The sequence below is a fragment of the Janthinobacterium sp. P210006 genome, assembly GCF_036231885.1.
GTDB lineage: Bacteria > Pseudomonadota > Gammaproteobacteria > Burkholderiales > Burkholderiaceae_D > Janthinobacterium > Janthinobacterium violaceinigrum.
In genome coordinates this window covers 1,047,561-1,074,360 of the sequence record NZ_JAZARD010000001.1, presented here as the reverse complement: position 1 = coordinate 1,074,360, position 26,800 = coordinate 1,047,561, and the positions used below count along the sequence as shown (strand labels likewise).

Here is a 26,800-nt window from a genome sequence, read left to right as displayed (position 1 = left end):
GCGGCGCCGCTGGCAAGAAGACTGGGCAAAACTGCGACGGCAGCGGATGGAATGTAGTAAAATTTCTTGCAATTGCCTGTTCTACGTAGTAAATTTACACCACCGATTATAGTAGCGACAGACTGGCACTTCCGGTCGGCCTCCTCCCCGCTCCGGCTCTTTTACTTTTGCGACGACACTCACTTATGGCACTTACCGATTTTGACCTGGTCCTGTTTGGCGGCAGCGGCGATTTAGCAATGCGCAAGTTGCTGCCTGCGATGTATGCGCGCGACGTCGCGAACGATTTGCCGCCGACGGCGCGCATCATCTGCGTGGGCCGCCAGGACAGCGGCCAGGAAGCCTTCTTGAAAATGGTGGAAAGCAACTCGCGTCCCCACATCAAGGCCAGCACCCTGAATGCCGCCACCTGGAGCAAGTTCTGCGCGCGCATCGTGTATGTGTCGCTCAACGCCAGCGATGCGGCAACGTACGCGCCACTGGTCGAAGCGCTGCGCGGCGATGCCGACCTGACGCGCGTGTACTACCTGGCCACGCCGCCGCACCTGTTCGCGCTGATCTGCGACAACCTGGAAGACAATGGCCTGGTGACGCCGAATTCGCGCGTGGTCCTGGAAAAACCGCTGGGCCGCGACCTGGCCAGCGCCAAGCAGATCAATGCCGAAGTGGGCAAGGTCTTCCAGGAATCGCAGATTTACCGTATCGACCATTACCTGGGCAAGGAGACCGTGCAGAACTTGCTGGCCCTGCGCTTCGGCAACGTGCTGTTCGAGCCGCTGTGGCGCCGCGAGTGGATTTCCGACGTGCAGATCACCATCGCTGAAAAACTGGGCGTGGGCAACCGCATGGGTTACTACGACACGTCGGGCGCGCTGCGCGACATGCTGCAAAACCACTTGCTGCAACTGCTGTGCATCGTCGCCATGGAACCGCCGACCTCGATCGCGCCGGACGCCGTGCGCGATGAAAAGCTGCAAGTGCTGCGTTCGCTGAAAAAATTCACGCCCACCACGCTGGCGCAAAACATCGTGCGCGGCCAGTACCGCGCCGGCCACGTGGACGGCGTCACCGTGCCGAGCTACCGCGACGAGCCCGATGCGCCAGAACATTCGCGCACCGAGACCTTCGTGGCGCTGAAGGCGGAAATCGACACCTGGCGCTGGGCCGGCGTGCCGTTCTACCTGCGCACGGGCAAGCGCATGGCCGACAGCCTGGCCGAGATCGTCGTGCGCTTCAAGCAGATCCCGCACTCGATCTTCAACCAGCCCACGTCCAGCTTCCAGCCGAACTGCCTGGTGATCCGTTTGCAGCCCGACGAAGGCTTGCGCATGAACCTGATGGCGAAGACCCCGGGCGATGGCATGCGCCTGAAACCGGCGGAACTGGAACTCGATTTCCGCGAATCGTTCAAGACGCCGCGCATGGACGCCTACGAGCGCCTGCTGCTCGACGTGCTGCGCGGCCAGCTGACCCTGTTCATGCGCGGCGACGAACTGGAAGCGGCCTGGGAATGGGTCGAACCGATTCTCGACAACTGGGAACAGAACGACAGCGCGCCGATTCCATACACGGCAGGTACCTGGGGCCCGGCCGCAGCCAGCGCCCTGATCGGCCGCGATGGCTTGCAGTGGCGTGAAGAGGCATTGCCGGAAGACTAAGCTGGCAGGGCAAGGAGCCATGCCTTGCAAGGCATGGCCGTTGCGCTAAGCCCCCAGGAGCATTTGGCGCTTACCCCGAACAGCGAAAATACCGGGGTCGGACCCTGAGGGTGCGACCAAGGAAGTTTGCCGTTGGGGTGAAAAGGACGCGAACTTAACAGCGTTACCGATAGAAGATTAATCAATGCTACTTGACTCCATCCGCACCCAGCTCGATTCGCTCTCCAAGTCGGAGAAGAAGGTCGCGCTGGCCGTGCTTGACCAGCCGAACCAGACGGTCAGCCAGAACATCACGGCGCTGGCGAAGAGCGCACAGGTGTCGGAACCGACCGTGGTGCGCTTTTGCCGTACGCTGGGCTACGACGGCTGGCACGAATTCAAGCTGAAGCTGGCGCAGGGTCTGGCCCTGGCCATGCCGGGCGCGAACGAGCAGCCGGCGCAGGACGACCTGGCGGCCGACCTCGTGAATAAAATCTGCAGCCGCTCGATCAACACCCTGCTCGACCTGCGCAACAACCTGAACCCGGAAGCGATCCAGCGCGCGCTCGACATCCTGTCGCGCGCCAGCAAGATCGAATTCTATGGCCAGGGCACGTCGGGCATCGTGGCGGCCGACGCGCAGCACAAGTTCTTCCGCTCGGGCGTGCCGACGGTGGCCTACAGCGATCCGAACATCCACAGCATCGCGGCGGCCCTGCTGCGCGGCGGCGACTGCCTGGTGGCCATCTCGCAGCGCGGCAACAGCCCCGCCTTGGTCCGCTCCGTGAAACTGGCGCGCCGCGGCGGCGCCGACGTCGTCGTGCTGGCCCCATCGGGCACGCCGCTGGCCGACCTGGCCACCGTGCTGATTCCCATCGACCTGGTCTTCAACACCGATCCCTACACGCCCATTTCAGCGCGCCTGGCCTACCTGGTGGTGATCGACGTGCTGGCCGTGGGCCTGGCCCTGCAACGGGGCCCGGAATTCCGCAAGAAGATGCAGAATGCGCAGAAGGCGCTGCAGGAATTCGACATGCAGTTCGACTCCTTCATCGGCTGATCGCCCTCGGCGCCAGCCTCGCTGGCGCCCCTCCCGTTCACCAGAGACATCAAGGCATATCGGCCGGTTTTCCCGAATGGAGAATAGGATGAATTTTGCTAGGCCCTCCGGCATTTGACACAACCACTCTCACCTCGTCATTCGCAAAAAAATGCATATAGATATCTCCTGGCCTATCGTATTTTTCCACTTCCACCATTTTTTCTTTAATAATATGCTGTAGTCCGTCCGGCATATCCCACCGCACCAGGACGTTCATTCCCGGATACCACACACGAGGAATGGATGTGCAGCAAATATTGGCAAGTCCCGCCCCCCATCTGGCCATATTTCCCCCTCCCGCCCCATCCACCGATGCGGAGTAAATATACTTCCCCGTATGATTGACGATGCCCACCTGCGCCGTCGCGGTAGGACTTGGACCCGCTTGCTCAAGCTGCCTGGCCTTGAACGCACAGCCGCTCAGCAGCAAGGCAATGCCAAGATACATCATCCATTTCATTGTTTTTCTTTCATCAAAGTAATCACTTGAATGAACAAGGATCGGCCCAGCGCACGGGTAGCTCAAGGACTTAGCTTGACTTACACCGTCTTCGCCTGCTCTACCGCATCGGACGATCCGTGATGGGCGATTGCCATACCGCGCTGTTCCTTGTGCAAAACAGGCAGCATGCCCGCATACTGAGCGCCTAACGGCTTGAAGGTATCCGATCCCATGTAAATTGAGCGGAAACGCAAATAACCACCTCCCAGGAGTCTGTTCTCGCGTCCGCCCTTGTCCGGCTCGATCGCATCCATTTCATTTTCGGTGCCTTTGACCGCTTTGTATCGCAGCAATTGCTCTTTTTCTTTCGTGCTCAAGCTATAGGGATTGGGCTTTCCAGGGTCTGCCTCCGGACCACTCTCCCATTCACGGGCTCGCTCTTCCTGAGCCACAAGCAATTCCAGCGCATACCACAAGTCGGGAATGTCTTTCCCCAACGGTTTGAACCATGCGCGCGAGTCATGCACGAACTGCTCAAAAAAGTTGCTTACTTCGACGGGTGGTACCGGCTTATCCCAAAATTCAGCGATAGGTTCCCATTCGGGATTACGGGGCCGCCCTCTGCTGCTGGTCGTCCGGTGACCGGCGCGCCACTTTTCAAAGCTCGCAACCTCTTCTTCCAGCTCTTTGTCCGCCATCGTGAGATCAGTAAAATCAAATTTCCCGCTTTTATAGCTTGTTGCCAAATTCTTGACATTCGGTAAATCTCCCATCTTGCCTAGCATTTTCTTGCGCCACTGTATGTACAGCATGTGCTGGAATTCCATGATCCTATGTAGCCGCAATGAGGGTTCAGCGCCTTGCTGCGCATGGCAAAAGCCGATATACGCATTGAAGGTGGTTATAGTCCGCGGATCGATGCGAAAGGCCCGCTTCGTCGCTTCACTGGCCTCTTCCAGCTTCAGCGGCACCCCGGCCAGGCGGGCAGCCCGGTACATCGTGGCCAACGTAATGCGCGACATCAAATCGCCACCACTTGGATCTGTACCGCGCCCTTGTTCTTGCGGCAGATAGCCGCCTCCGATGTCCGAATGAACACCAGGAAAAACAATTTCCCTGCAATTAGGGGGAATATTGCCCAGGTGAGCAACGGAGTCCAAGGGAAAAGACCGGCGCACTTCATGCGCCGACACCAGATGCAGGCACTGGCTTGGTCCCGGTGACGTAGGTATTCTGAGCGACACTTCGGCGTCGGCCCAGCCACCATGTCCATCCACCATCCTGTTCGGGAGGGGTACTGACGCCGCCAAGCCAACCGAAGCGACGGTATCGAACAGGCCCATGAAGTCGAAGGTCACCTCGATAGTGCCAATACTTAACTGGCGAGCCTTGACGCCCTTGCTAACGGTCAGTTGCGCATCGAGCTTGCATAACCAGATGAACCAGTTGGCAAACGAGCGCGCTTCGGCTGCGCCACGCGAGAAACCGAACATCGACACGAAGATATTGAGCACCTTGCCTTTATTGACGCTTTTCGCCGGCGCATCGGTTGGCACAAATGGCCGCAAATTGCTGTGCAACTTTTGCAAGGCCTGCGTGAAAGCGTTCACCAGCGCCTGTGAAGGCTGCACTTTGCTGGGCAAACTGAGCGTATTGAAGTCCTGTTTAAACGTCTTGTCATCCACCAGGGGAGCATCGGTGTAATATCTGTGCACATTATTCAATGCTTCCACCAATGCCCAGATGATGCGATTTTCTCCCTTGTAGGCAAAGGCCAGGCCGCGCGCCCGGTCGCTGGTGAGAGCGCTAAATCCCTCTCCCGTATCGCCAACCTCGTCGAACCGCGTGCCTACTCCCGGAACGTAGGTGCGAAAGTAACTCTTGTGATATTTTGTCTCCAAGTCCGGCCACGCCTCGCTGCCATGCGTGTCTTTGCCCCCGGGAAATGCACGATACAAGCGCGCCACGTTGCTGTGCGAATGAAGCGGTACATCCCTCTTCATATTATTGTTGGTGCCGTCGAAGAAGAAGCCAAAGAACAGATTCGCATCGCATGAGGGGGGAAATCCTGGGACCGGACATTCCCTTTTTTTGACTAAATCACCCAATATTTTCAGTTCCGTCTCATCATCAAAAAATTTAGCTGAATCTGCAGGTTCATTTTTCTCAGCAGAATAAATAGTGGCCAAAAATGCAGTCATGGATGCATTCCCTCAAGGCTCTGAATGAGTTTCTTCTTATACTCAATTACATCCTTTAATTCATCAATTTCAGTGACCGTCATCTTATTACTATTACGCGCCAATCCTTTTTCCATAGTATCTAACCATTTTTTTTCCAATTCTATTTTTGCTTTACGACGCTGTGCCCGATACTCCTTCGTCGGCACCGGATACCCCTTGATTTTCCCCGGCCACTCCGGCAAGCTCGGTCCGTAATGCGACACAACGGCTCCCACGCTGCCATCTTCGTAGACGATCAGCCAGATATCACCGGCCTTCCCATTCGGATACGGCGGGATGCTGACCGTCTCGCGATGCAGGGTCGGGTCCGGGTAAAATTGATAGGCCACCACCACCTTCAACTCCGCATGCCATTTTTCCGGCACGCTGAAACAGCATATCGTGCCACCCTGCCCATATGGATCGATCGAATCGCCACCGCCGCCGCTGTTGGTATTGCCCGGATTTTCAACCGCGATGTAGTTGACTTCGCGCGAAGAATAATTCAGCGCCTGGATGCTCGCGGCCATGGCGACGCCGGGTAAGCATGCGGCCAGCAAAAGACCTCGCCATAGTTGGCTCTTGAGTAACGTATTCATGGTTATATTCCTATGCATAAATGGCCAAGACTCAGCGCGCGTGCCTTGACGCCCTTACTAACGGTCAGTTGCGTATCCAGTTTGCATAGCCTGGCGTCACTGCCATGCGTATCTTTACCACCGGAAAATGCACGATACAAGCGCGCCACGTTGCTGTGCGAATGAAACGCCACATCCCGTCATCGCACATTTCCTTCTAAACTTTGGACAATTTTTTTTTGAAATTCAATAATTTCTTTTTCTTCTTTTATCTTTTCATCTGACAGAGTATAAAAATCACGCTGTAATCTTTTTTCCAAAAAATCGAGCGTATTTTTCTCTCTCTTTAATTTATCCTTACGACGCTCATCCCGATACTCCTTCGTCGGCACCGGATACCCCTTGATTTTTCCCGGCCACTCCGGTCGGCTCGGTCCGTAAAGCGACACCACGGCACCCACGCTGCCATCTTCATAGACGATCAGCCAGATATCACCTCCCTTCCCATCCGGATACGGTGGAATGCTGACCGTCTCGCGATGAAAGGTCGGGTCCGGGGACAACTGATAGACCACCACCACCTTCAAATCCGCATGCCACTTTTCCGGCACGCTGAAACAGCATATCGATCCGCCCTGCCCGTATGGACGGATCGAATCGCCACCGCCGCCGCTGTTGGTATTGCCAGGATTTTCAACCGCGATGTAATCGACTTCGCGCGAAGAGTAATTCAGCGCCTGGATGCTCGCGGCCATGGCGAGGCAGGGTAAACACGCGGCCAGCAGGAGGCCTCGCCACAGCCACTGCCTGAACAAGACAATCATGACTTTGTCTCCACCGATAACGTCGACACATCGACAGAGTATTGCTCTGCCAGCCATCGTTCAAACAATGCAGCTGGCACTTGTGCCTGTGCAGGTTCAGCTAGCCAGGACGCAAGTTGCGGCCGTGCTCGCAGGCCTGGATTTTCGAGGCCAAATATACATACGTCAAATCGGTCTGGCGGTGCTTCGAGCCGTGCATGATCTGCACAATCCAGCCAATATTCGACCAGGGCATGGGCGTGTTCTGCAGTATAAGGTTCTAACAAGCGAGGGCTAGTCGCGCGCACTTGGAACAGGATACCGTCGCCTTCCGCCGCACGCATCAGTTGAGCGCATTGCTGCTCGCTTAACGATATGCCAACCGCCGCCGGAAGCACTTCAGCAGGCAACGTCAAATTACTCCAGTCGCCTTTGCGCGTGACATATTGCCAATGGTGTGCCGGCCCACAAAGCTGGCCCAACTGCTGCGCCGTCAAGGTCTTGAAAAGTTGCGGCAAAATGCGGGTATCGGCGAACGACAACGCCACCGTATAGTCTGCGGCATCGACGATGCACCAGGGCGCCAAGCGGGCCGCCAGTTGATTCAGCGGCTCAGGCGAGACAATCAAACTGAGCGCCGGATGACCATTGGTTTTTTCAAGCAGCCGTTCCCAAATGGAACGACCTGTATCGCCAAATTCAACCAGCAGCGGCGAGATGGACAAAGTTTCTTTATTCGCACCTGGCGTACCGGCAAACAACGCCTCATATCGCAGATGCTTTGCGCGCTTCAGCAATGGATAACACGACTCGTCAAAAACACCATCGATCAACGCATAAATATACGCCTCGGGAAACTGACAGCGAAATGCCTTCAGGCGCATATGCAATGATGCTTTCCAGTCAGAGGGAAACATATTAATACCCACTTAGTCATGCTCCTCTAACGATTGTTTTTGCTTATTCACTCTTCCACCATGGAAAAAGGCGAACCTGATTTGGCGGCATTAAGCCTGCATCGTTTGCATATGGAACGGGAAAATCTGGGCAACGGATAAGCCATCCGCTCCGGCCCGCTAAAACTCTTCTTGCCGGCATGCACCGTGATCTTGCCCGGGCACTGAATCGTGATGTTGCCGCCCTCGATCGTGATATTCGCCCCGCCCGCCGTCGACAGGCGGATGCTTTTTGCCGCCGCCCAATCGATGTGCGCCGTGGCGCTGACCACATGGACGTCGTCGCGCGCCTGCACCTTGAGCACGTCCGCCTGCGCCTGCAGGTCGATGGCCTGTTTGGCGGCGATCAGCTGCAGGCCGATATTGTCTTCGCCCGCCTTGACCACGCCGCCCAGGGTGCCGATGGCCTGGCCCGCGTGCACGCGCAGCTGGCCGCCACCGACAAATTGCGTATCGAGGCCGCTCATCAGCGACACGGTTTCGCCGTTCGCCAACTGGATGTCCTTGCCGGCCAACACGCCCAGCCCCGCGCGGGCGGCGATGGCGATGATGGCGTCGCTGCTGTGCGGCAACTTGTCGTCGCCAGGAGTGGTGGGTTTGGCGGCCGCGTCGCGCCTGGCGGCGGCCGTATCGTCCTGGCTCAGCATGCCCGAGGCTGTCGTCAGGAACGCGGCCAAGGGCGCCGCCTCCTCGTCGAGCACGCTGGCATCGGCCTTGGCCGCGCCGAGGTGGCCCGCATACGCCACGGTCTCGTGCGTGACGGCGGCGGCGCTGAAGGTTGCGCCCAGCTTGGCCGCCTGCTTGAGCAAGACCATGCCGGGCGCATTGTCGCCGGCCGGGTCGCGCGCCTGCGCGTCATGGTTGACGAGATAACTGGAGATCAGGAGTCCGGCCCCGGCCCGCACGGCGCCGTAATCGTCGGTGCGCAGCTCGGCGCCCGTGCCGCGCAGGCTGCCCCGGTAATTGTCGGCAGCATGCACCAGATGGCCAAGATTGAGTTCGCTTGCGCCATGGCTGCTCTTGAGCTGGATGCGGCCCTGCTGGTCCGTGTCGTCGAACAGCAGCTGGTTGTAGCCGGCACCGGCGCCGGCGCCGCCGAATTCCTTGCTGCGGATGCCCCATTGCGCCGCGCCGTTGCGGTGGCTGGCGGCGCCGCCGGCCGCGCCATGCCACAAGGGACTGTTACCGCCCGCCACATTGCCCTGCGCCGACGGGACATGGTCGCGCGCGGGGTCGAATACGCCCGCATCGGACGACTGATCGGCCACGCCGCCCGGGGTCGGTGCGACACCGCCCTCGCCCTGTCCGTTGTACAGGGCGCCGACGATGATGGGGCGGTCGATATCGTTTTCCAGGAATTGCACCAGCACTTCCTGGCCGATGCGCGGCAAAAACTGGCTGCCCATGCCGCCGCCGGCCGAACGCTGCGCCACGCGCACCCAGCAGGTGGCGTTGCCGTCCTGCTGCCAGTGAAAGCGGATGCGCACCCGGCCCAGCCTGTCGCAATGGATCTCGCTGCCGCCGCTGGCGCGCGCACCGCCATCGGGCCCCACCACGATGGCGCTCTGGCTGCCGAAGGCCGTGGGTTTCGGGTGATGGCGCGCATCGCCGTCCACACCGCCTGGCCGCCATGGCGTAGCCGCGGCTATCATCTCGACGCCGTTGGCATAACCGCTGGCTTGCGCCTGCGCAATGACAGCGGGGAAGTCGGGCAAACCCTGCCCCAGATCGGGCATCGTTTCTTCCAGCAATGGCGGCAAGGGACCAAACAGTTCAGCCAGTCCGGCAGCCGCGGCCGACGGCAGATTGTTGACGCCGACGCTGGCCACGCGCAGCACGACATAGGCGGGCGACGCATCGCCAGCTTGCTGCAAGGGCCCCTGCGTCAAGGTAAAACGGGTGCCGGCGCGCAGGGTGCGCACGGTGGAGCGCGCATGCCACACGTGGGCGCGCGCTTCGTGCGACTGCATCTGCAATTCGGCGTAGCGCCGGGCCTGGGCCCCGTTCGCATACCAATATTGCCCAGGAGCATCATAGCTTTCCAGCGCGGGCGCGTTCTGGCCGCCAACGGCCTGCCTGGCCGGCACGCTGGCCGCCACGGCCTTCTTGGCCTTGTAGTCATAACTGAGCACGGTGGAGATTCCCGCATGCAGGCTGCGCCGCGCATACACGGCTTGCACCGTATCGCCCGGCTCGCCGACCCTGGCGCCGTGAAAACGCAAGCCGCCCCCTTGCGCGCTGCTGGCGTCTTCCGGCGTGGCGCACGTCTGGCTGCTGTCGGCGAACAACACCAGCCACTGTTCGCTCTCCTGCTGCTCGAAGCGCCAGGCCAGCCCTTCTTCGCTCAACAGGCGGCGAACAAAGTCGAAATCGGATTCGCGGTACTGGCAGCAATAGCTGCGCTCGCCCGCGTCCTGCATGAACGGGCCCGATTCATCGCTCCAGCGCCAGCGCGCGTGCGGCGCATAGGCTGAGAATACCTCGTCGACGATGGCGCTCACGCTCTTGTCTTGCCAGACGCGGCTGTTACGCACCTGCGTCAGCAGCCACAGCCACGGCGTCAGGCGCAGCCGGTAGCGCGCCAGGCCGCCATTGCTGCCCAGCATGGCCGCTTCGCTGATATAGCCGGAAAACGGCATGCGCGTGCCGTCGGCCAGGCTGATGTGCAGGCTGGCCGGCTGGCCCAGCAGCGACGCCAGCGCCACATGGGCGCTGGTGGACAGGGCGATGATGTCGCGCGCGCCGACCGCCTGCAGCCGCTCGTCGCTGGCAAACGCTTCGACCAGCAAATCGGCGGCGTCCGCTTCCTGCCCCTGGCCGCCGATGGACAATGCATATAGCCTGGTCGCGCCGTTGAAGGCGGCCAGGGCGCTAACGATCTCTTGTGTCAAAGGATGCTCTTCATCTGGATAGTGGCTGGTGGCGCCGTACATTCGCCATCAGAACAATGTGCAAATTAAACAAGTCCGGACAATTATGCGCGAGTTCTCAAAAAAGCAAGATTCAATTGAGCAAGTAGTGCGCGGGGCAGACAATAGTGGATGCTTCATGCAGTGGATTCGGTACAATAGCCCGGCAAGCCCTTTCACTCTTTCCCGTGCAGCCATGAACCAACTCGAACAACTGAAGCAATTTACTACCGTGGTGGCCGACACCGGCGACTTCCAATCGATCCAGGCTTACACGCCGCGCGATGCGACGACGAATCCGTCGCTGATCCTGAAGGCCGTGCAGAAGGATGAATACAAGCCGCTGCTGGAAAAGGCCGTGCGCGACCATCCGAACGCCTCCACCGCTGAAATCATCGACCGCCTGCTGATCGCGTTTGGCGTGGAAATCCTGCAAACCATCCCCGGCCGCGTCTCCACCGAAGTCGATGCGCGCCTGTCGTTCGACACGGAAGGTACTGTCGCCAAGGGCCGCGACCTGATCGCCCTGTATTCGAACGCGGGCATTGCGCGCGAGCGCGTGCTGATCAAGATCGCCTCCACCTGGGAAGGCATCCGCGCCGCCGCCATCCTGGAAAAAGAAGGCATCCGCTGCAACATGACCCTGCTGTTCTCGCTGGCCCAGGCCATCGCCTGCGCCGAAGCGGGTGCGCAGCTGATTTCGCCATTCGTCGGCCGCATCTACGACTGGTACAAGAAATCGACGGGCATCGACTACGTGGGCGCGGAAGACCCGGGCGTGCAATCGGTCCGGCGCATCTACAATTACTACCGCAAGTTCGGCTACAAGACCGAGGTGATGGGCGCGAGCTTCCGCAACACCTCGCAAATCCTCGAACTGGCCGGCTGCGACCTGCTCACCATCAGCCCCGACCTGCTGCAAAAGCTGGCCGACAGCGATGCGCCGGTGGAGCGCAAGCTGAGCGCCGAAGCGGCGCCGTCGACCAACATCGTGCAAATGTCGCTGAACGAAGAAGCCTTCCGCTTCATGATGAACGAAGACGCGATGGCGACGGAAAAACTGGCCGAAGGCATCCGCGCCTTCTGCGTCGATTCCGGCAAGCTGAAACAGATGATCGCGGCGCTGCGCTGATCGTTTCATTTCGACAGGCGTAAAAAAGCGGCGTCCGTGCAGTGCACGGCGCCGCTTTTTTCATGCCCGGACGATCAGGAGCAACGGAAGGTCGCTACGCCCTGGTAATTGGCGCCGTTGGCCAGCTGCGCCTTGTAGGCTGCCAGCAGCAGATAGCGGCCGGTGCCGCCGTCGCCCAGCATCAGCTGCGCGCCCGTGCCATTCGACAGATAGCCGCCGGTGATGCTGCTCGACGCTGCCGAAGCCAGGGTGGTGGTCGCCGTCACTTTGCCCGTGCTGCCGCCGGCGCTGGCGTCGATGGTCAGTGCCACCTTGGCGCCGGAGCCATCGAAGGACAGGCTGGCATTGCCGCTGGCCGTGCCGAAGTTGGCGCTCGACGGGACGCTGCTGCCGCCCGTATAGCTTGGCGACGTGAACGCGCCCGCATCGCAGGTGAACGTGCCGCTCGCTGGCAGTGCGGCGAGCACGTTATAGGCGACGTAATGCGCGCTGGCATTGTTGCCGGTCAAGGTCGTGGCGCCGGAAATATTGCTGAACGCGCCCTTGAACCAGCGGCCCTGCGCGAAGGCGGCGTCGCCGCTGATGTCACGCGTCACGGACGGATTGCCCGTCAGGACGATGCTGCCGATAGTGCTCAAGGCGCCGGAGGTGTCCTGCACCAGCGTGCTGGCCTTGCCATTGCTCTGCAAGCCGATCGACGTAAAGACGAAACGGCTGTTGTCGCCATTGACGAAACGGGCGCTGACGGAGCCCGTGTCTTCGCCGGTGGCAGTCGGCGTGACCGGTACCACGGGCGGCGTGACGGGCACGACGGGCGGATTCACGGCCACTACCGGGTCGGCCGGGGAGGACGAGCCGCCACCGCCGCAGGCAACGAGGGAGCCGGCGATGAGGGTCAAAACAAAAGCGTGATTCAATTGCATACTATTCCAGTAAAAAAGGCGTGACACATCCTTGGCACATGCCAAAAACTTAACGCCGAGTATTATGCAATATTTCTCAAGAGAATGCTTGCCCAAAAGAAAATAACTAATACCAACAATGTGACTATCGCGCGCGCAACTGTGTCGCGGCACCATGCTGAAGGTAGAATACAAGGCTACAGTCCGCTTGCCGCTTCCTACTTTCCGCTTGCCTATTCCATCGCCCATGCAATCGCCAATCACCATCCGCCTGGGCCGCCGCGCCCGCGCCCGCATCGCCGAAAACGGCTTGCGCGCGCTTGACGTCGCCATCGTTCCCGCCGCGGCAGGCGGGCCGAAAGGCTTGATCCTGCACCAGCTCGATTGCTGGCTGTTCGGCGACTTTCTGCCGCAGGCGCCCCGTGCGCGCCAGTTTGTCGGCGCCTCGATCGGCGCCTGGCGCATGGCCGCCGCCGTGTTCCCGGACCCGGTCGCCGCGCAGCGCCGCCTGGTGCGCGAATACGTGGGCCAGCGCTACCCCGACAAACCCGATGCGGCGCACGTCAGCCGCACGTGCCGCGCCCTGCTCGACGCCGTCCTCGATGGCCAGGATGCGCAACTGCTGCAGCACGCGCGGCATAGCCTGTCGGTACTGGCCGTGCGCGGCATCGGCGCCCTGGCGCAACCGGGAAAATGGCGCGACCGGCGCGGCTTCCTGCTGGCCGCCGCCGGCAATGCCGTGGCGCGCGCGCGCCTGGCCGCGTCGCTCGAGCGCGCGGTGTTCCATGCGGGCCCCGATGGCGCCAGCTGGCTGCGCTCGCGCTTCGACGCCTTTCATTCCCATTTCGTGCCGCTGGCGCAGGACAACCTGCGCGACGCGCTGCTGGCCTCCGGTTCCATCCCGCTGGTGCTCGACGCGGTCACGGACATCGCCGGCGCGCCGCCGGGACGCTACTGGGACGGCGGCCTGGTCGACTACCATTTGCACCTGCCCTACCAGCGCGAACCGGACCTGGTGCTGTACCCGCACTTTGCCGACCATATCGTGCCGGGCTGGCTGGACAAGGCCATGCCCTGGCGCCGAGCCCGCAGCGGCGACAGCGCGCTCGACAACATGATCCTCGTCTCGCCCTCGCCCGCCTTCGTGGCCAGCTTGCCCAATGGCAAACTGCCGGACCGGCGCGACTTTCCCCATTACGGCCAGGACCACGCGGCGCGCATGCGCGACTGGCGCCGCGCCATCGCGGAAAGCGAGCGCATGGCCGCCGCCTTCGCCCGCTGGGCAGAGCAGCCGGACCTGCGCCAGGCGGGCGATCTGTAGCACGGGCGTGGCTGCAACAGGCGCCGAAACAAGCGCGCTTTTCCCTCGCCTATTGGTCACTAATCAGTGCATACTATGTCGCACAGGCAATTCAATTCCCCTTGCGACAGGAGTCCCACCATGCACGCCCTCTCCCACCTTCGTATCGGCACGCGCCTGGCTGCAGGCTTCGCGCTGGTGCTGCTGCTGTCCGTGATCTCCACCTCGTACGCGCTGTACAGCGCCCACGTGAATGCGGAAGCGACCCGGCAAATGATGGAAAAACCGCTGGCCAAGGAACGCCTGGTGTCGGACTGGTATGTGCTGATTTACTCGGCCATCGCGCGCACCTCGATGATCGCCAGGAGCACCGATGAAACGCTGTCGAACGTATTTGCCGACACCATCGCCGACAGCACGAAACAGGGCAGCGAACTGCTGAAGAAGATCGAGGCACTGCTCGACAGCGATGAAGAAAAAAGTATCTTCAAGGCCTCCATCGCCGAGCGCGTCAAGTACCAGGATGCCAAGACCCTGGTCATGAATGCGCGCAAGGCGGGCAACGCGGCGCAGGCGGAAAGCACCTACCGCGACAGCTTTGCGCCGGCCGCTACCAATTACCAGAACAACGTCAAGGCCCTGCTGGCGCAGCAGCGCAAGGCCATCGACGCCACGGCGCAAGCCATCGAAGCAGCCAATGAACGCAGCTTCACCCTGCTGCTGACCCTGTGCGCGCTGGTGGTGGCGCTGGGCAGCGTCTGCGCCTGGCTGATCACCCGCTCCATCACCGTGCCGCTGCAGGCGGCCGTGAAAGTGGCAGAAACGGTGGCCGACGGCGACCTGCGCACGCATTTCGGCGCGCCTGCCAGCGATGAAATCGGCGACTTGATGCGCGCGCTGCACGGCATGAACGAGGCACTGCGCAAGGTGGTGTCGGAAGTACAGACGGGCACCAATGCGATTGCCACGGCATCGGGCGAAATCGCTGCGGGCAACCAGGACTTGTCGGCGCGCACGGAGCAGCAGGCCAGTTCGCTGGAAGAGACGGCGTCGTCGATGGAAGAACTGACCAGCACCGTGAAGCAGAATGCCGACAATGCGCGCCAGGCCAACCAGATGGCGGTAGCCGCTTCCGGCGTGGCCGAACGGGGCGGCAGCATCGTCAGCCAGGTGGTCGACACCATGGGCGCCATCGACACGGCATCGACCAAGATCGTCGACATCATCGGCGTCATCGACGGCATCGCCTTCCAGACGAATATCCTGGCATTGAATGCGGCCGTCGAAGCGGCCAGGGCCGGCGAGCAGGGACGCGGCTTTGCCGTCGTCGCCACGGAAGTGCGCAGCCTGGCGCAACGGTCGGCCGCGGCGGCGCGCGAAATCAAGACCCTGATCGGCGACTCCGTGGAACAGGTCAACAACGGCACCCGGCTGGTGCAGCAGGCCGGCAGCACCATGGGCGAAGTGGTCGATAGCGTGCGCCGCGTCACCGACATCATGGCCGAGATCACTGCCGCCAGCGCCGAGCAAAGCATGGGCATCGACCAGGTCAACCAGGCCATCGCGCAGATGGACCAGGTGACGCAGCAAAATGCGGCCCTGGTGGAAGAAGCGGCAGCGGCGGCCGAAAGCATGCAGGACCAGGCGGCGCGCCTGGCGCAAGTGGCGGCCGGCTTCCAGCTCGAACACGTGGCAGCCGCGGCGCCGGCCCGCGCGCCACGGCCGGCCAGGCCCGCCGCATCCAGTGCATCGCCGGCCCCGCGCCTGGCGCCGCAACGCAAGCCGCTGGCCAAGGCCCCCACGCCAGCCCCTGCCAGGACGGCTGGTGCTGCACCGCACAAAACGCCAGCCCATATCGCCGGCGACCAGGACTGGGAAGAGTTCTAGGACTGGCGCACGGCCAGGCCAGCAAAGTATTTGACAGCGGCGCCAGGCGCGCCGATACTGGTTTCAGGTGGGACTGGCGCGCCACCGCGACATGCACAAGCCGGCGCCTCCAGGGAGAGACCATGCGCCCCTATCTTGTTACCGCCCAGCGCCTCATGCGCGTGGGCGCCGCCCTGCTCTGCGCCGCCCTTGCAGCCTGCGCCGCCACGCCGCCCGCCAGCGTGCCCCCCATCTTCAATGACGCCGATTTCGCGCCGGCCGCCGCCATCGACGCCCGCCAGGTCTTTGCCCTCGACGACACCATGCGGCAGTATGTGCGCACGGAAGTGCGGCGCGAAGCGCGCCACAAGAATGACCGCGCGGCGCTCTACGACGCGCTGTACGACAAGACCCGGCTGCAACTGGAATACGATGCGGAGCTGACCCGCAATGCGCGCGAAACGTTTACCGCACGCCAGGGCAACTGCCTGTCGCTGGTGATCATGACGGCGGCGCTGGCGCATGAAATGGGCTTGACCGTGCGCTACCAGGAAGTGCTGGGCGAGGAAAGCTGGAGCCGCAGCGGCGACATGTATTTTGTCGCCGGCCACGTCAACCTCGTACTGGGCCAGCGGCTGGACGACAAGTCCGGCAGGTACGATGCCAAGGGCATGATGGTGATCGATTTCCTGCCGTCCGGGGAGATGGGCAGCTATCGCACGCGCGAACTCGACGAGGCAACCATCGTTGCCATGTACATGAACAACCGCGCCGCCGAGACCATGAGCGAAGGCCAGCTGGACCAGGCTTACTGGTGGGCCAGGGCCGCCATCGGGCAGGACCCGTCGTTCAGCGGCGCCTACAACACCCTGGGCGTGATCCAGTTCCGTCATGGCGACCTGGCGGCGGCGCGGCGCACCCTGGCCCATGCGCTGACGCGCTCGCCGGACAATACGGTGCTGCTGTCGAACCTGGCGCAGGCGCTGGAAGCGTCGGGCATGGCGCAAGAAGCCCTGCCCCTGCGCCGGCGCCTGCTGGCCTTGCAGCCGCAACCGCCGTTCCACTACTTCAACATGGGCAAGACAGCCATGCAGAAAGGCGAGTACCAGGAAGCCGCGCGGCTGTTCAGCCGTGAACTTGCGCGCGATCCGTACTACCACGAATTCCACTTCTGGCTGGCGCAGGCGTATGCCCGTCTGGGGCAGACGGCGCAGGCGGGCAGGCAGCTGGAACTGGCGCTGGAAAACAGCACCACGCGCAGCGATCACGGGCTGTACGCGGCCAAGCTGCAGCGCCTGCGCGCCGCCACGCACTAATCTTCCAGGAACATCTGCTGCAGGTCGTTCAGGAAGCGCAATCCCAGTTCCGTCGGGCGGATGATCTGGTGGTCGCGGTACAGCAAGCCTTTCGCTTCGGCCGCATTCAGCGGCTGCTCGATGGCGTTGATGGCCAGCCCCGTGCGCTCGGCGAACAGGTTGGGCGAAAAGCCCTGCGTCAGGCGCAGGGTATTGAGCATGAACTCGAAACCCATCTCCTCGCGCGCCAGTTCGCGCTCTTCCTGCACGGGGTTGCCGGCGATGACCGCATCCATGTAGGCCTTCGGCTGCTTGTAGCGGGCCTGACGCAGCACGCGGTGCGGGAACGAGATCTTCGAATGGGCGCCCGCGCCGATGCCCAGATAGTCGCCGAATTCCCAGTAGTTGCGGTTGTGCCTGGCCTGGTGGCCCGGCTGCGCGTAGGCCGACACTTCATAGCGGCCATAGCCGGCCTGCGCCGCGCGCGTGGCCACCATGTCGGCGATGTCGGCGCTCTCGTCATCGTCCGGCAGCACGGGCGGGTACTTGGCGAACAGGGTGTTCGGCTCCAGGGTCAGGTGGTACAGCGACAGGTGCGGCGGCGCGAACGACAGCGCCGTCTCCAGGTCCTGCTGCGCCTCGGCCAAGGTTTGCGTGGGCAGCGCGTACATCAGGTCGAGGTTGAAATTATCGAAGTGGGCGTGCGCGATCTCCACCGCGCGGCGCGCCTCGGCGTCGTCATGGATGCGTCCCAGCGCCTGCAGATGGCGGCCATTGAAGCTCTGGATGCCGATCGACAGGCGGTTGATGCCGCTGGCCCGGTAGGACTTGAATTTTTCCGTTTCAAACGTGCCCGGATTGGCTTCCATGGTGATTTCGCAATCGGGCTCCAGCGGCAGCAAGGTGCGCACGTCCGACATCAGCCGGTCCAGACCCGCCGCCGACATCAGGCTGGGCGTGCCGCCGCCGATGAAGATGGTGTGGATCTTGCGGCCCCAGATCAGCGGCAGCGCCATTTCCAGGTCCAGGCGCAGGGCGGCCAGGTATTCGGCTTCCGGGAAGCTGCCGCGCACTTCATGCGAATTGAAATCGCAGTACGGGCATTTTTTCACGCACCACGGAAAATGAATGTACAGCGACAGCGGCGGCAGGGCCGCCAGGTTCAGCGCGCCCGGCTGCAGATACTTCAGCGCCGCGCCCGCCGCGCCGGAAATGCCGTCCTGCGGCGCGGGCGAAACGCCCGGCTTGGCTGCCGACTTGGCAACGGCGCCCACCAGTTTGATCGGGATCATCGCAGCTTTTCCACCAGCGCGCGCAGGGCCTGGCCGCGGTGCGACAGCGCGTTCTTTTCATCGGACGTCAGTTCGGCCGCGCACTTGCCCAGCGCAGGGATATAGAAATGCGGATCGTAGCCGAAGCCACCCTGGCCGCGCGGCGCGGCAATCATTTCGCCATTCCAGCGGCCGTCGGCGATCACCGGCTGCGGGTCGTCCGCATGGCGCACGTAGACCAGCACGCAGTAGTAATACGCGGACTTGTCGGCATGCGCCTCGAGGTCGGCGATCAGCTTGGCGCTGTTGGCGGCATCCGATTTCGGTTCGCCTGCATAGCGGGCCGAGTACACGCCGGGGGCGCCGCCGAGCGCGTTGACGCACACGCCGGAATCGTCGGCCAGCGCCGGCAAGCCCGTCAGGCGAGCCGCATGGCGCGCCTTTTGCAGCGCGTTTTCAACGAAGGTGTGGAACGGTTCCTCGCTTTCCGGGACGTCGTACTCGCCCTGGGCGTGGACGGAAAAACCGATGGTCGAGAGCAGCTCGTTGAATTCCTTGAGCTTGCCGGCGTTGTTGGAGGCGAGAATGAGGCGTTGGGTCATGGGGCAATATCCGGTTGAGCGGCCACCCGTTCGGTGGCGGCATGAAGTGCCGACATTGTAAACCTTTTGCGCCCCCCTCACCGCGCCCCGCCGCCGCCATCGGAAGCGGCAGCTGTGGGCTATTTGCCCCACGCGGCGGGCAGCACTGTGTAAATCTACGTAAAGATTACAGGCCCAGCGCCTGCTTCTGCATGACGATCAGGTCGGCGATGCCGCCCTGCGCCAGGTCCAGCAAGCGGTTCATGCCCACGCGGTCGAACGCGGCGCCTTCGGCCGTGCCCTGCACTTCGATGAAGTGGCCCGCTTCCGTCATCACCACGTTCATGTCCGTGTCGCAGCCCGAGTCTTCCACATAGTCCAGGTCCAGCACCGGCATGCCCTGGTAGACGCCCACCGAGATGGCGGCGACAAAGCTTTTCACGGGGATGGCGGCAATCGCGCCGCGCGCCTGCAGCTGGGAAAACGCGTCATACGCGGCCACCATGGCGCCCGTGATCGAGGCCGTGCGCGTGCCGCCATCGGCCTGGATCACGTCGCAATCGAGGTGCAGGGTGCGTTCGCCGAAGGCCTGCAAATCAAAGGCGGCGCGCAGCGAGCGGCCGATCAGGCGCTGGATTTCCTGCGTGCGGCCGGACTGCTTGCCGCGCGCCGCCTCGCGGTCCATGCGCGTGTGCGTCGAGCGGGGCAGCATGCCGTACTCGGCCGTCAACCAGCCCTGGCCCTTGCCTTTCAGGAAACCCGGCACCTTGTCTTCGATGCTGGCGGTGCAGATGACCTTGGTGTCGCCGCATTCGATCAGCACCGAACCTTCGGCATGCTTGGTGTACTGGCGGGTGATGCGGATGGCGCGCAGCGCATCGACGGCGCGGCCGCTCGGGCGGGATTCAAATGTCATGGGAGTGTCCTGTGTGATTGGGGTTGCGGCAGCGATTCTACCATCGCGCGCCCGTCTATTTGCAGTCATGCAACAGCGCAGGGCGCAATGGCGGGCGGTGCACACATGATCCCTACAATCCTGCCCCGCCAAACACAATTTTCTTTACAATGCCGTAAAACGCACACTATTCAGCAATTTTCAGGCCATCGTGCTCTTCGGTCCTGTTTTGCGGCGCGGGCGGTATTGCCTGCGCTGGCTGATTAAGTGTATAAGTGACTGTATACAAGATCAAATCGGGGAATCCTTTGAGCATTTCAAGCATGACAGGCTACGCGGTTGCCACCAGCGAAGGTGCTGCAGGCACACTGACAATTGAAATCAAGAGCGTCAACTCGCGCTTTCTCGACCTGCAATTCCGGATCAACGACGATCTGCGGGCCCTGGAGCCTGACTTGCGCGCCGCCGTCATGTCCGCCATCACGCGCGGCAAGGTCGAAGTACGCCTGAGCTTTGGCCGCAAGGCCGCGACGGCCGGCACGCAGGCGCTGAACCTGCCCCTGCTGGCCGAACTGGCGCGCCTGCAAAACGAAGTGGGCCAGCATTTTGTGTCCGCCCCCGTCATGACGGTGGCTGAACTGCTGCGCTGGCCCGGCGTCATCGAAGAAGCGCAAGTGGGCCAGGAATCCCTGCAAGCCGATGTGGGCGCGCTGACCAAGCGCACGGTGGCCGCCTTCGTCGACAGCCGCAAGCGCGAAGGCGCGGCGCTCGAAGCCGTGCTGGTATCGCGCATCGAAGCGATGGAAGCCATCGTCAAGCGCATCACGCCCCTGATTCCGCAAGTGGTGGCGGCCTTCCAGCAAAAAGCCATCGAGCGCATGCAGGACGCGCTGGGCCTGGCCAGCCAGGGCTCGAATTCGGCCCTGTCACGCCAGGACGCCATGGAACGCATCCGCCAGGAAGTCATCCTGTACGGCATCCGCATCGACGTGTCGGAAGAACTGGCGCGCCTGTCGGCCCACCTGGGCGAAACGCGCCACATCCTCACCAAGGGCGGACAAGTGGGCAAGCGCCTCGACTTTATGATGCAGGAACTGAACCGCGAAGCCAATACGCTGGGCGCCAAGGCGTCCGTCAAGGAACTGGCCGACGCGTCGATGGACTTGAAGCTGCTGATCGAGCAGATGCGCGAACAAGTGCAGAACCTGGAATAAGCATGGCCGCACGACGTCCATCGATGCTCTGCGCCGCCGTGCTGGCCCTGCTGGCGGCCGGCACGCAGGCGCAACCGGTACAGGCGGTGCAGCAATTGTCGCCATATGCGATCGAAGGCTGCGCGTCCGGGTGCTTCGCCCTCAAGGAGCGGGGCGCCGCCATCTACACGGGCGCCGACGCCGCTTCCTACCGCATCTGCTCGCGCAGCAACCTGGGCGCGGAAGTGTCGGTCGACAGCGCCATTGTGCGCCTCAACAACCGCGACTGCACCGACGTGAACGGACGGGTCATCGTCCTCAACGCGGGCGAAATCGCGCTGGGCCGGCTGCCCCGCTAAGGGCAGGCAAGGATGCGCAAGCCCGGCGTCAGGCCAGGCGCATTCCCGCGCGCCCCTTGTCGGCGGCGGCGATGACGACACAGGCAACAAACAGCACGATGCTGTATTCCACGCCGCCGGCGCCATGCTCGCCCACGAACCAGCCCTTGGCCGCATGCACGATGGCGATGCCGCCGATGCAGATCACCATCAGTCCGGCCGCCGCCCAGCGCGTGTATTTGCCGGCGATTAGCAAACTGCCGCAAACGATCTCGACGACGGTAATCGCCCACACGACGGCCAGGCCATAGATAAAACCCTTGTCTTCCAGGAAACCGGCAAAACGGGGAATGGTGCCATTGGCGATGCGCGTGATCGCGTGCGCCATGAACATCACGGCAATGGCCACGCGCAGCAGGAGCATGGCCTGGGCAGGACTGAGGAACGGGAAATTTTTCATGCGTTGATCCTGTCGTTCAAATAATTATTAAGAAAAAACCATTCCAAATTAAATAACTATTTCTTCAGGATAACAAGCAAAATATGCGCAAGCGGGGCGGCAATGCGCATCGCGGGACTGGCTCGCTGCCTTGCCTCTTGGTAAAATACCGAATTGGGCGGCGCCCACGCAAGCGCAGGCGCCGCCATCACACGCATATGGAAAGATCCGCATGAGCCACCCTACCGCCTTCTCCGGCAGCCTGTTCGTGGTCGCCGCGCCATCGGGCGCCGGCAAATCGACACTGGTCAATGCATTGCTGGCGCAAGAGCCCGGCATCAAATTATCGATCTCGACCACCACGCGCGCGCCCCGCCCGGGCGAGCAGCACGGCCGCGAGTACTACTTCACGACAGCGGAAGACTTTGTCGCGCGCGCCGACCAGGGCGAATTCCTGGAATGGGCGGAAGTGCATGGCAATTACTACGGCACCTCGCGCATCATGGTGGAACAGCAGATGCTGGCCGGCACCGATATCCTGCTGGAAATCGACTGGCAGGGCGCGCGCCAGGTGCGCAAGCAATTCCCCCGCGCGGCCGGCATTTTCATCCTGCCGCCGTCGATCGATGCGCTGGAAGAACGCTTGAACAAGCGCGGCCAGGACGAGCCGCACGTGATCACGCGCCGCCTGCTGGCGGCCGGCGGCGAAATCGCACACGCTCCCGAGTTCGAGTATGTTATTATCAATGAAGAGTTTACGGTCGCTTTGTCCGAACTGAGCGCGATCGTGAGAGCGGCCCGTTGCCGGTTTGCGCAACAAGCGGCCCGCAACGCATCGCTATTCGCCCAGCTGGGCCTGCACGCAGAATAATCGTCTCGGCACGCCAGTTCACACAGCGCCACGCACCACTATTAGGAGTTACTATGGCCCGTATCACCATCGAAGATTGCCTGAAACAGATCCCTAACCGCTTTCAGCTGACCCTGGCTGCAACGTACCGCGCACGTCAGTTGTTGCAAGGCCACACCCCTAAGGTGGAAGCCAAGGACAAGCCTACCGTTGTCGCACTGCGTGAAATCGCTGCCGGTAAAGTCGGCATCGAAATGCTGAAAAAGGTCCCGATGTAATTGGGAAGCCGCGTGCCGGAACAGTGCTGACCCCTGGTTCTACCGTATCCTTTATTCACACTGTGAAGCAACGCGACGTTTTATGAGTCTGACCCCAGCCGACACGACTTCTGCAGCACTGCCGCCCCTGGCCCCGCGCCAGGCGGCAAAACCACAGGGTGCTTCCGCGCCCGGTGCCGGCACGTCCGCCGCCAGCGTCCCCGCAGGCGGCACTCCCGCAGCGCCAGCGCTGGGCGTCGCTTCCGTCAGCCACCTGGCCGACAAGCTGGCCGAATACCTGTCTCCCGCCGACCTGAAAAAAGTCAAGGAAGCCTACCGCTTCTCCGACGAGATGCACCTGGGCCAGATGCGCCGCTCGGGCGAGCCGTATATCTCGCATCCGATCGCCGTCGCGGAAATCTGCGCCGACTGGAAGCTCGACGCGCAAGCCATCATGGCCGCCCTGCTGCATGACGTCATGGAAGACCAGGACGTCAAGAAGGAAGAATTGATCGAGCGCTTCGGCGCGCCCGTGGCGCACCTGGTCGACGGCCTGTCGAAGCTGGAAAAGATCGAATTCCAGAGCCAGATCGAAGCGCAGGCGGAAAACTTCCGCAAGATGCTGCTGGCCATGGCCTCCGACGTGCGCGTGATCCTGATCAAGCTGGCCGACCGCCTGCACAATATGCGCACCCTGGACTTCATGACGGCGGCAAAAAAGCGCCGCATCGCCAGCGAGACCATGGAAGTGTACGTGCCGATCGCGCACCGCCTCGGCCTGAACAATATTTATCACGAACTGCAGGACCTGTCGTTCTCGCACCTGTATCCGATGCGCTACCGCACCCTGGCGAAAGCCGTCAAGGCGGCGCGCGGCAACCGGCGCGAAGTGGTCAACAAGATCATGGAAGCGGTGAAAAGCACCTTGTCCATGGCCGAGCTTGAGGCCGACGTCACGGGCCGCGAAAAGACCCTGTACGACATCTATAAAAAGATGCGCAGCAAGCATCTGTCGTTCTCGCAAGTGCTGGACGTGTACGGCTTCCGCGTGGTGGTGGGCAGCTTTGCCGACTGTTACGTGACCCTGGGCACCCTGCACAGCCTGTACAAGCCCATGCCGGGCAAGTTCAAGGATTACATCGCGATCCGCAAGCTGAACGGCTACCAGTCGCTGCACACGACCGTCATCGGTCCCTACGGCACGCCCGTCGAATTCCAGATCCGCACGCAGGAAATGCACCGCACGGCCGAATCGGGCGTGGCGGCGCACTGGCTGTACAAGAGCGGCGAATCGAACCCGTCCGACCTGCAGCAGCGCACGCATGCCTGGCTGCAATCCCTGCTCGACATCCAGCAGCAGACGGGCGACTCGGCCGAATTCCTCGAACACGTCAAGGTCGACCTGTTCCCCGATTCCGTCTACGTGTTTACGCCAAAGTCGAAGATCATCGCCCTGCCGCGCGGCGCCACGGCCATCGACTTCGCCTATTCGATCCATACGGGCATCGGCGACCAGACGGTGGCCGTCAAGATCAACAACGAAACTTCGCCCCTGCGCACCGAGCTGCACAATGGCGACATCGTGGAAATCATCACCGATTCCTCGTCGCGCCCCAGCCCCACGTGGCTGTCGTTCGTGCGCACCGGCAAGGCCCGTTCGGCCATCCGCCACCATTTGCGCACGATCAACCTGCCTGAATCGATCGCGCTGGGCCAGCAACTGCTGTCGCAGGCGCTGCAAACCCTGAACATCGACGCCGACCTGCCGGCGCCGCTGGTTGAACGCCTGCTCAACGAATCGAGCGCCAATTCCATGGACGAGCTGTACGCGGACATCGGCATCGGCAAGCGCATGGCCACCCTGGTGGCGCGCCACATCTTCGGCCTGATCGGCGGCGAAGCGGCCAGCATGCCCGTGGAACACAATAGCGGCAGCGAACTCGACCCTGTCACCATCTGCGGCAGCGAAGGCGTGTCCGTGCAGCTGGCGCCGTGCTGCCTGCCGATACCGGGCGACCAGATCATCGGCCAGCTGCGCCGCGACCAGGGCTTGCTCGTGCACACGAGCGACTGCTCGCAGGCCAAGCGCCAGCGCGCCAAGGAACCGGACCGCTGGATCGCCGTACGCTGGGGAACCGAACTGAACCGCCGTTTCGACTGCCGCATCAAGGTGCTGATCAACAGCGAACGGGGCATCCTGGCTAGAGTCGCCGCCGAAATCGGCGAATCGGACGCCAACATCATCTATGTGGGCATGGACGAAGACAAGGACAACGTCCTCGACCAGCTGCGCTTCACCGTGCAAGTCAAGGACCGCGTCCACCTGGCCGCCCTGCTGCGCAACGTGCGCCGCGTCGCCGGCGTCAACCGCATCTTGCGCGAACGTAATTAACATCGTTGGCAAAGAGCCGGGGTCAGACCCGCCGGGTCTGACCCCAGTTTTCCGCTGCTGGCTACCGGCTCATTTCCGTAACACACCGCAGAAACACCTGATCTCCTACCGCAAATTCAGCATTGATTGCTTCTCGCAGTTGCCCAACGCAACGCTCGCCTATTTCATCTTGAAATAAGACTTGATATGTTTTTTGCCGTTCAAGCGCATTACTTCCAAGCATTAAATACAAGGAGTGCGGAGACAGCAGATCATCATGCATCCCCTGCGCATTGCTCCGATAGCTGGACCAGCAATATTGTCCAGGCAACGTCACAATACCTGCCCTGACGGGATTCAGTTCGATATAGCGCTGGCAAATCAATAAATAACGCTCGCCCTGCACCAGGCAGGATTTGTAGCGGCCCTCCCACAAGCTGCCCGTGCGGCCATGACGCCAGTTGAAATACTGTCCATAACGTTGGTTCAGCATTTTCATCAGCAACGACAGGGAGGCTGTGCTTTGCGTGGACAGCAAGAGATGCACATGATTACTCATCAGCACATAGGCATGCAGATGGCATGGCACAAGCGCCAAACAGCCGCGCAGATAATCAAGATAACGCTGTTTATCCTGCCCATCAAAAAAGCACGCCTGGCGATTCACTCCGCGCTGCACCACATGCAAGGGCACACCGGGCATGACGAGGCGACGGCGGCGTGGCATGGCGACTCCTGATACCGACTCTGACTGTCCAGTGTGCCTGCGCGCGCCTCCGGCACACTGCGCCACCGCAAACTACCCCTCCCCCGGCGCCGGATACGTCACTTCCAGCAATTCCAGCTCCTGCTCGCCCAGCGGCGTGTTGAGGGTGATCACGTCGCCTTCGCGCGCCTTGGTGATGGTGCGGGCCATGGGCGAGACCCAGCTGATCTTGCCGTTCAGGGGATCGAATTCATCGATGCCGACGATGGTGATGGTGTGCGTTTCGCCGTCGCTGGTGCGGTAGGTTACGGTGGCGCCAAAAAACACCTGGTCGTTGCCATGGTGCACGCTGGGGTCGACGATGGCGGCCAGGTCCATGCGCTTGGTGAGAAAACGGATGCGGCGGTCGATTTCGCGCAGGCGCCGCTTGCCGTAGATATAGTCGCCATTTTCCGAACGGTCGCCATTCGACGCCGCCCAATGCACGATGCGCACCACTTCCGGACGGTCGACGTCGATCAGCTGCAGCAGCTCATCCTTGATGCGCTGGTAGCCGGCCGGCGTGATGTAGTTCTTGGCGCCCGCGGGAATGGCCAGCGCCAGCGCGGCCGCTTCCTCATCGTCGTCGTTGTCCGATTCTTTTACAAAGGCTTTATTCATCTGCCTATTGTAGCCCCGCCAGCGAGGCTCGGACACACCCAATGCGGGGGCAAACGGGCTTTTTTGACGTATCATCGTGGCAATCGCGGCAAACC

The 26,800-nt window shown here is 61.9% G+C and carries 24 protein-coding genes; 11 read left to right on the top strand and 13 right to left on the bottom strand.

The genetic code is table 11. The annotated features are described in order from the left end of the window. Positions 1-185: 185 nt before the first annotated feature. Both zwf and VPH41_RS04765 read left to right on the top strand, forming a co-directional pair. A complete protein-coding gene (gene zwf, locus VPH41_RS04770; protein WP_152258718.1) occupies positions 186-1,658 on the top strand; it encodes a glucose-6-phosphate dehydrogenase in 1,473 nt (490 codons plus the stop codon). A 184-nt stretch (positions 1,659-1,842) separates the two neighbouring features. Continuing rightward, positions 1,843-2,697 (top strand): SIS domain-containing protein, encoded by an 855-nt coding sequence (locus VPH41_RS04765; RefSeq protein WP_034750862.1) that lies wholly within the window; start codon positions 1,843-1,845, stop codon positions 2,695-2,697. Between the two features lie 49 nt (positions 2,698-2,746). On the opposite strand, the gene VPH41_RS04760 is transcribed toward VPH41_RS04765, so the two are convergent. The 6 genes from VPH41_RS04760 to VPH41_RS04735 form a co-directional block, all read right to left on the bottom strand. Next, positions 2,747-3,199, bottom strand: a complete 453-nt coding sequence (locus tag VPH41_RS04760; RefSeq protein ID WP_328569122.1) for a DUF3304 domain-containing protein — start codon at positions 3,197-3,199, stop codon at positions 2,747-2,749. A gap of 80 nt (positions 3,200-3,279) precedes the next feature. Then, positions 3,280-5,382: a T6SS phospholipase effector Tle1-like catalytic domain-containing protein gene (locus tag VPH41_RS04755; protein WP_328569121.1), complete on the bottom strand. Its 2,103-nt coding sequence runs from the start codon at positions 5,380-5,382 to the stop codon at positions 3,280-3,282. Beyond that, positions 5,379-6,002, bottom strand: coding sequence for a DUF3304 domain-containing protein (locus VPH41_RS04750; RefSeq protein WP_328569120.1), 624 nt, complete (start codon positions 6,000-6,002; stop codon positions 5,379-5,381). Before VPH41_RS04750 ends, VPH41_RS04755 begins: the two co-directional genes overlap by 4 nt. A gap of 179 nt (positions 6,003-6,181) precedes the next feature. Next, positions 6,182-6,805 carry a DUF3304 domain-containing protein gene (locus tag VPH41_RS04745; protein ID WP_328569119.1) on the bottom strand — a complete coding sequence of 208 codons (624 nt, stop codon included), beginning with the start codon at positions 6,803-6,805 and terminating at the stop codon, positions 6,182-6,184. Next, positions 6,802-7,701 carry a DUF4123 domain-containing protein gene (locus VPH41_RS04740; RefSeq protein WP_328569118.1) on the bottom strand — a complete coding sequence of 300 codons (900 nt, stop codon included), beginning with the start codon at positions 7,699-7,701 and terminating at the stop codon, positions 6,802-6,804. Before VPH41_RS04740 ends, VPH41_RS04745 begins: the two co-directional genes overlap by 4 nt. 47 nt (positions 7,702-7,748) lie before the next feature. Further along, on the bottom strand, positions 7,749-10,631 hold the full coding sequence (locus VPH41_RS04735) for a type VI secretion system Vgr family protein (protein ID WP_328569117.1): 2,883 nt from the start codon (positions 10,629-10,631) through the stop codon (positions 7,749-7,751). Between the two features lie 214 nt (positions 10,632-10,845). Between VPH41_RS04735 and tal the strand changes: the two genes are divergently transcribed. After that, entirely contained in the window at positions 10,846-11,781 is a 936-nt protein-coding gene (gene tal / locus VPH41_RS04730; protein WP_099666887.1) for a transaldolase, read from the top strand. 74 nt (positions 11,782-11,855) lie between these two features. Here the strand turns inward: tal and VPH41_RS04725 are convergent, their stop codons facing one another. Then, on the bottom strand, positions 11,856-12,704 hold the full coding sequence (locus VPH41_RS04725; RefSeq protein ID WP_328569116.1) for a hypothetical protein: 849 nt from the start codon (positions 12,702-12,704) through the stop codon (positions 11,856-11,858). 226 nt (positions 12,705-12,930) lie between these two features. On the opposite strand from VPH41_RS04725, the gene VPH41_RS04720 reads away from it, so the two are divergent. The 3 genes from VPH41_RS04720 to VPH41_RS04710 all read left to right on the top strand — a co-directional run bounded on the left by VPH41_RS04720 (position 12,931) and on the right by VPH41_RS04710 (position 17,165). Next, a complete protein-coding gene (locus VPH41_RS04720) occupies positions 12,931-14,004 on the top strand; it encodes a patatin-like phospholipase family protein (protein ID WP_152284703.1) in 1,074 nt (357 codons plus the stop codon). Positions 14,005-14,124: 120 nt separating this feature from the next. Continuing rightward, on the top strand, positions 14,125-15,870 hold the full coding sequence (locus VPH41_RS04715; protein WP_328569115.1) for a methyl-accepting chemotaxis protein: 1,746 nt from the start codon (positions 14,125-14,127) through the stop codon (positions 15,868-15,870). A 122-nt stretch (positions 15,871-15,992) separates the two neighbouring features. Beyond that, entirely contained in the window at positions 15,993-17,165 is a 1,173-nt protein-coding gene (locus tag VPH41_RS04710; RefSeq protein ID WP_328569114.1) for a tetratricopeptide repeat protein, read from the top strand. On the opposite strand, the gene hemW is transcribed toward VPH41_RS04710, so the two are convergent. The 3 genes from hemW to rph form a co-directional block, all read right to left on the bottom strand. Then, complete coding sequence (gene hemW / locus VPH41_RS04705; RefSeq protein WP_328569113.1) at positions 17,162-18,436, bottom strand: radical SAM family heme chaperone HemW; 1,275 nt, start codon at positions 18,434-18,436, stop codon at positions 17,162-17,164. The two genes, VPH41_RS04710 and hemW, sit on opposite strands and share 4 nt — an antisense overlap. Then, entirely contained in the window at positions 18,433-19,017 is a 585-nt protein-coding gene (gene rdgB, locus VPH41_RS04700) for an RdgB/HAM1 family non-canonical purine NTP pyrophosphatase (RefSeq protein ID WP_152284700.1), read from the bottom strand. The genes hemW and rdgB overlap by 4 nt, the downstream gene beginning before the upstream one ends. Positions 19,018-19,183: 166 nt before the next feature. Next, the gene (gene rph / locus VPH41_RS04695) at positions 19,184-19,912 is read right to left on the bottom strand and encodes a ribonuclease PH (RefSeq protein WP_328569112.1); all 729 of its coding nucleotides are present in this window, start codon (positions 19,910-19,912) and stop codon (positions 19,184-19,186) included. A gap of 302 nt (positions 19,913-20,214) precedes the next feature. Here rph and VPH41_RS04690 point away from each other — a divergent pair, with 302 nt between their 5' ends. Both VPH41_RS04690 and VPH41_RS04685 read left to right on the top strand, forming a co-directional pair. Then, a complete protein-coding gene (locus tag VPH41_RS04690; protein WP_035821322.1) occupies positions 20,215-21,105 on the top strand; it encodes a YicC/YloC family endoribonuclease in 891 nt (296 codons plus the stop codon). Positions 21,106-21,107: 2 nt separating this feature from the next. Continuing rightward, positions 21,108-21,443, top strand: coding sequence for a hypothetical protein (locus VPH41_RS04685; protein ID WP_328569111.1), 336 nt, complete (start codon positions 21,108-21,110; stop codon positions 21,441-21,443). A 28-nt stretch (positions 21,444-21,471) separates the two neighbouring features. Here the strand turns inward: VPH41_RS04685 and VPH41_RS04680 are convergent, their stop codons facing one another. Further along, positions 21,472-21,882: a DoxX family protein gene (locus VPH41_RS04680; RefSeq protein ID WP_287779306.1), complete on the bottom strand. Its 411-nt coding sequence runs from the start codon at positions 21,880-21,882 to the stop codon at positions 21,472-21,474. A 211-nt stretch (positions 21,883-22,093) separates the two neighbouring features. Here VPH41_RS04680 and gmk point away from each other — a divergent pair, with 211 nt between their 5' ends. From gmk to VPH41_RS04665, 3 genes are all read left to right on the top strand, one after another. Next, positions 22,094-22,732, top strand: coding sequence for a guanylate kinase (gmk, locus tag VPH41_RS04675; RefSeq protein WP_077407781.1), 639 nt, complete (start codon positions 22,094-22,096; stop codon positions 22,730-22,732). A gap of 53 nt (positions 22,733-22,785) precedes the next feature. Then, the gene (rpoZ, locus tag VPH41_RS04670; RefSeq protein WP_010400723.1) at positions 22,786-22,989 is read left to right on the top strand and encodes a DNA-directed RNA polymerase subunit omega; all 204 of its coding nucleotides are present in this window, start codon (positions 22,786-22,788) and stop codon (positions 22,987-22,989) included. A gap of 82 nt (positions 22,990-23,071) precedes the next feature. After that, the gene (locus VPH41_RS04665) at positions 23,072-25,360 is read left to right on the top strand and encodes a RelA/SpoT family protein (RefSeq protein ID WP_328569110.1); all 2,289 of its coding nucleotides are present in this window, start codon (positions 23,072-23,074) and stop codon (positions 25,358-25,360) included. 61 nt (positions 25,361-25,421) lie between these two features. On the opposite strand, the gene VPH41_RS04660 is transcribed toward VPH41_RS04665, so the two are convergent. Together VPH41_RS04660 and greB are read right to left on the bottom strand one after the other, a co-directional pair. Beyond that, positions 25,422-26,066: a transposase gene (locus VPH41_RS04660; RefSeq protein WP_328569109.1), complete on the bottom strand. Its 645-nt coding sequence runs from the start codon at positions 26,064-26,066 to the stop codon at positions 25,422-25,424. 72 nt (positions 26,067-26,138) lie between these two features. Beyond that, on the bottom strand, positions 26,139-26,705 hold the full coding sequence (greB, locus tag VPH41_RS04655) for a transcription elongation factor GreB (RefSeq protein WP_092710976.1): 567 nt from the start codon (positions 26,703-26,705) through the stop codon (positions 26,139-26,141). Between the last annotated feature and the right edge of the window lie 95 nt (positions 26,706-26,800).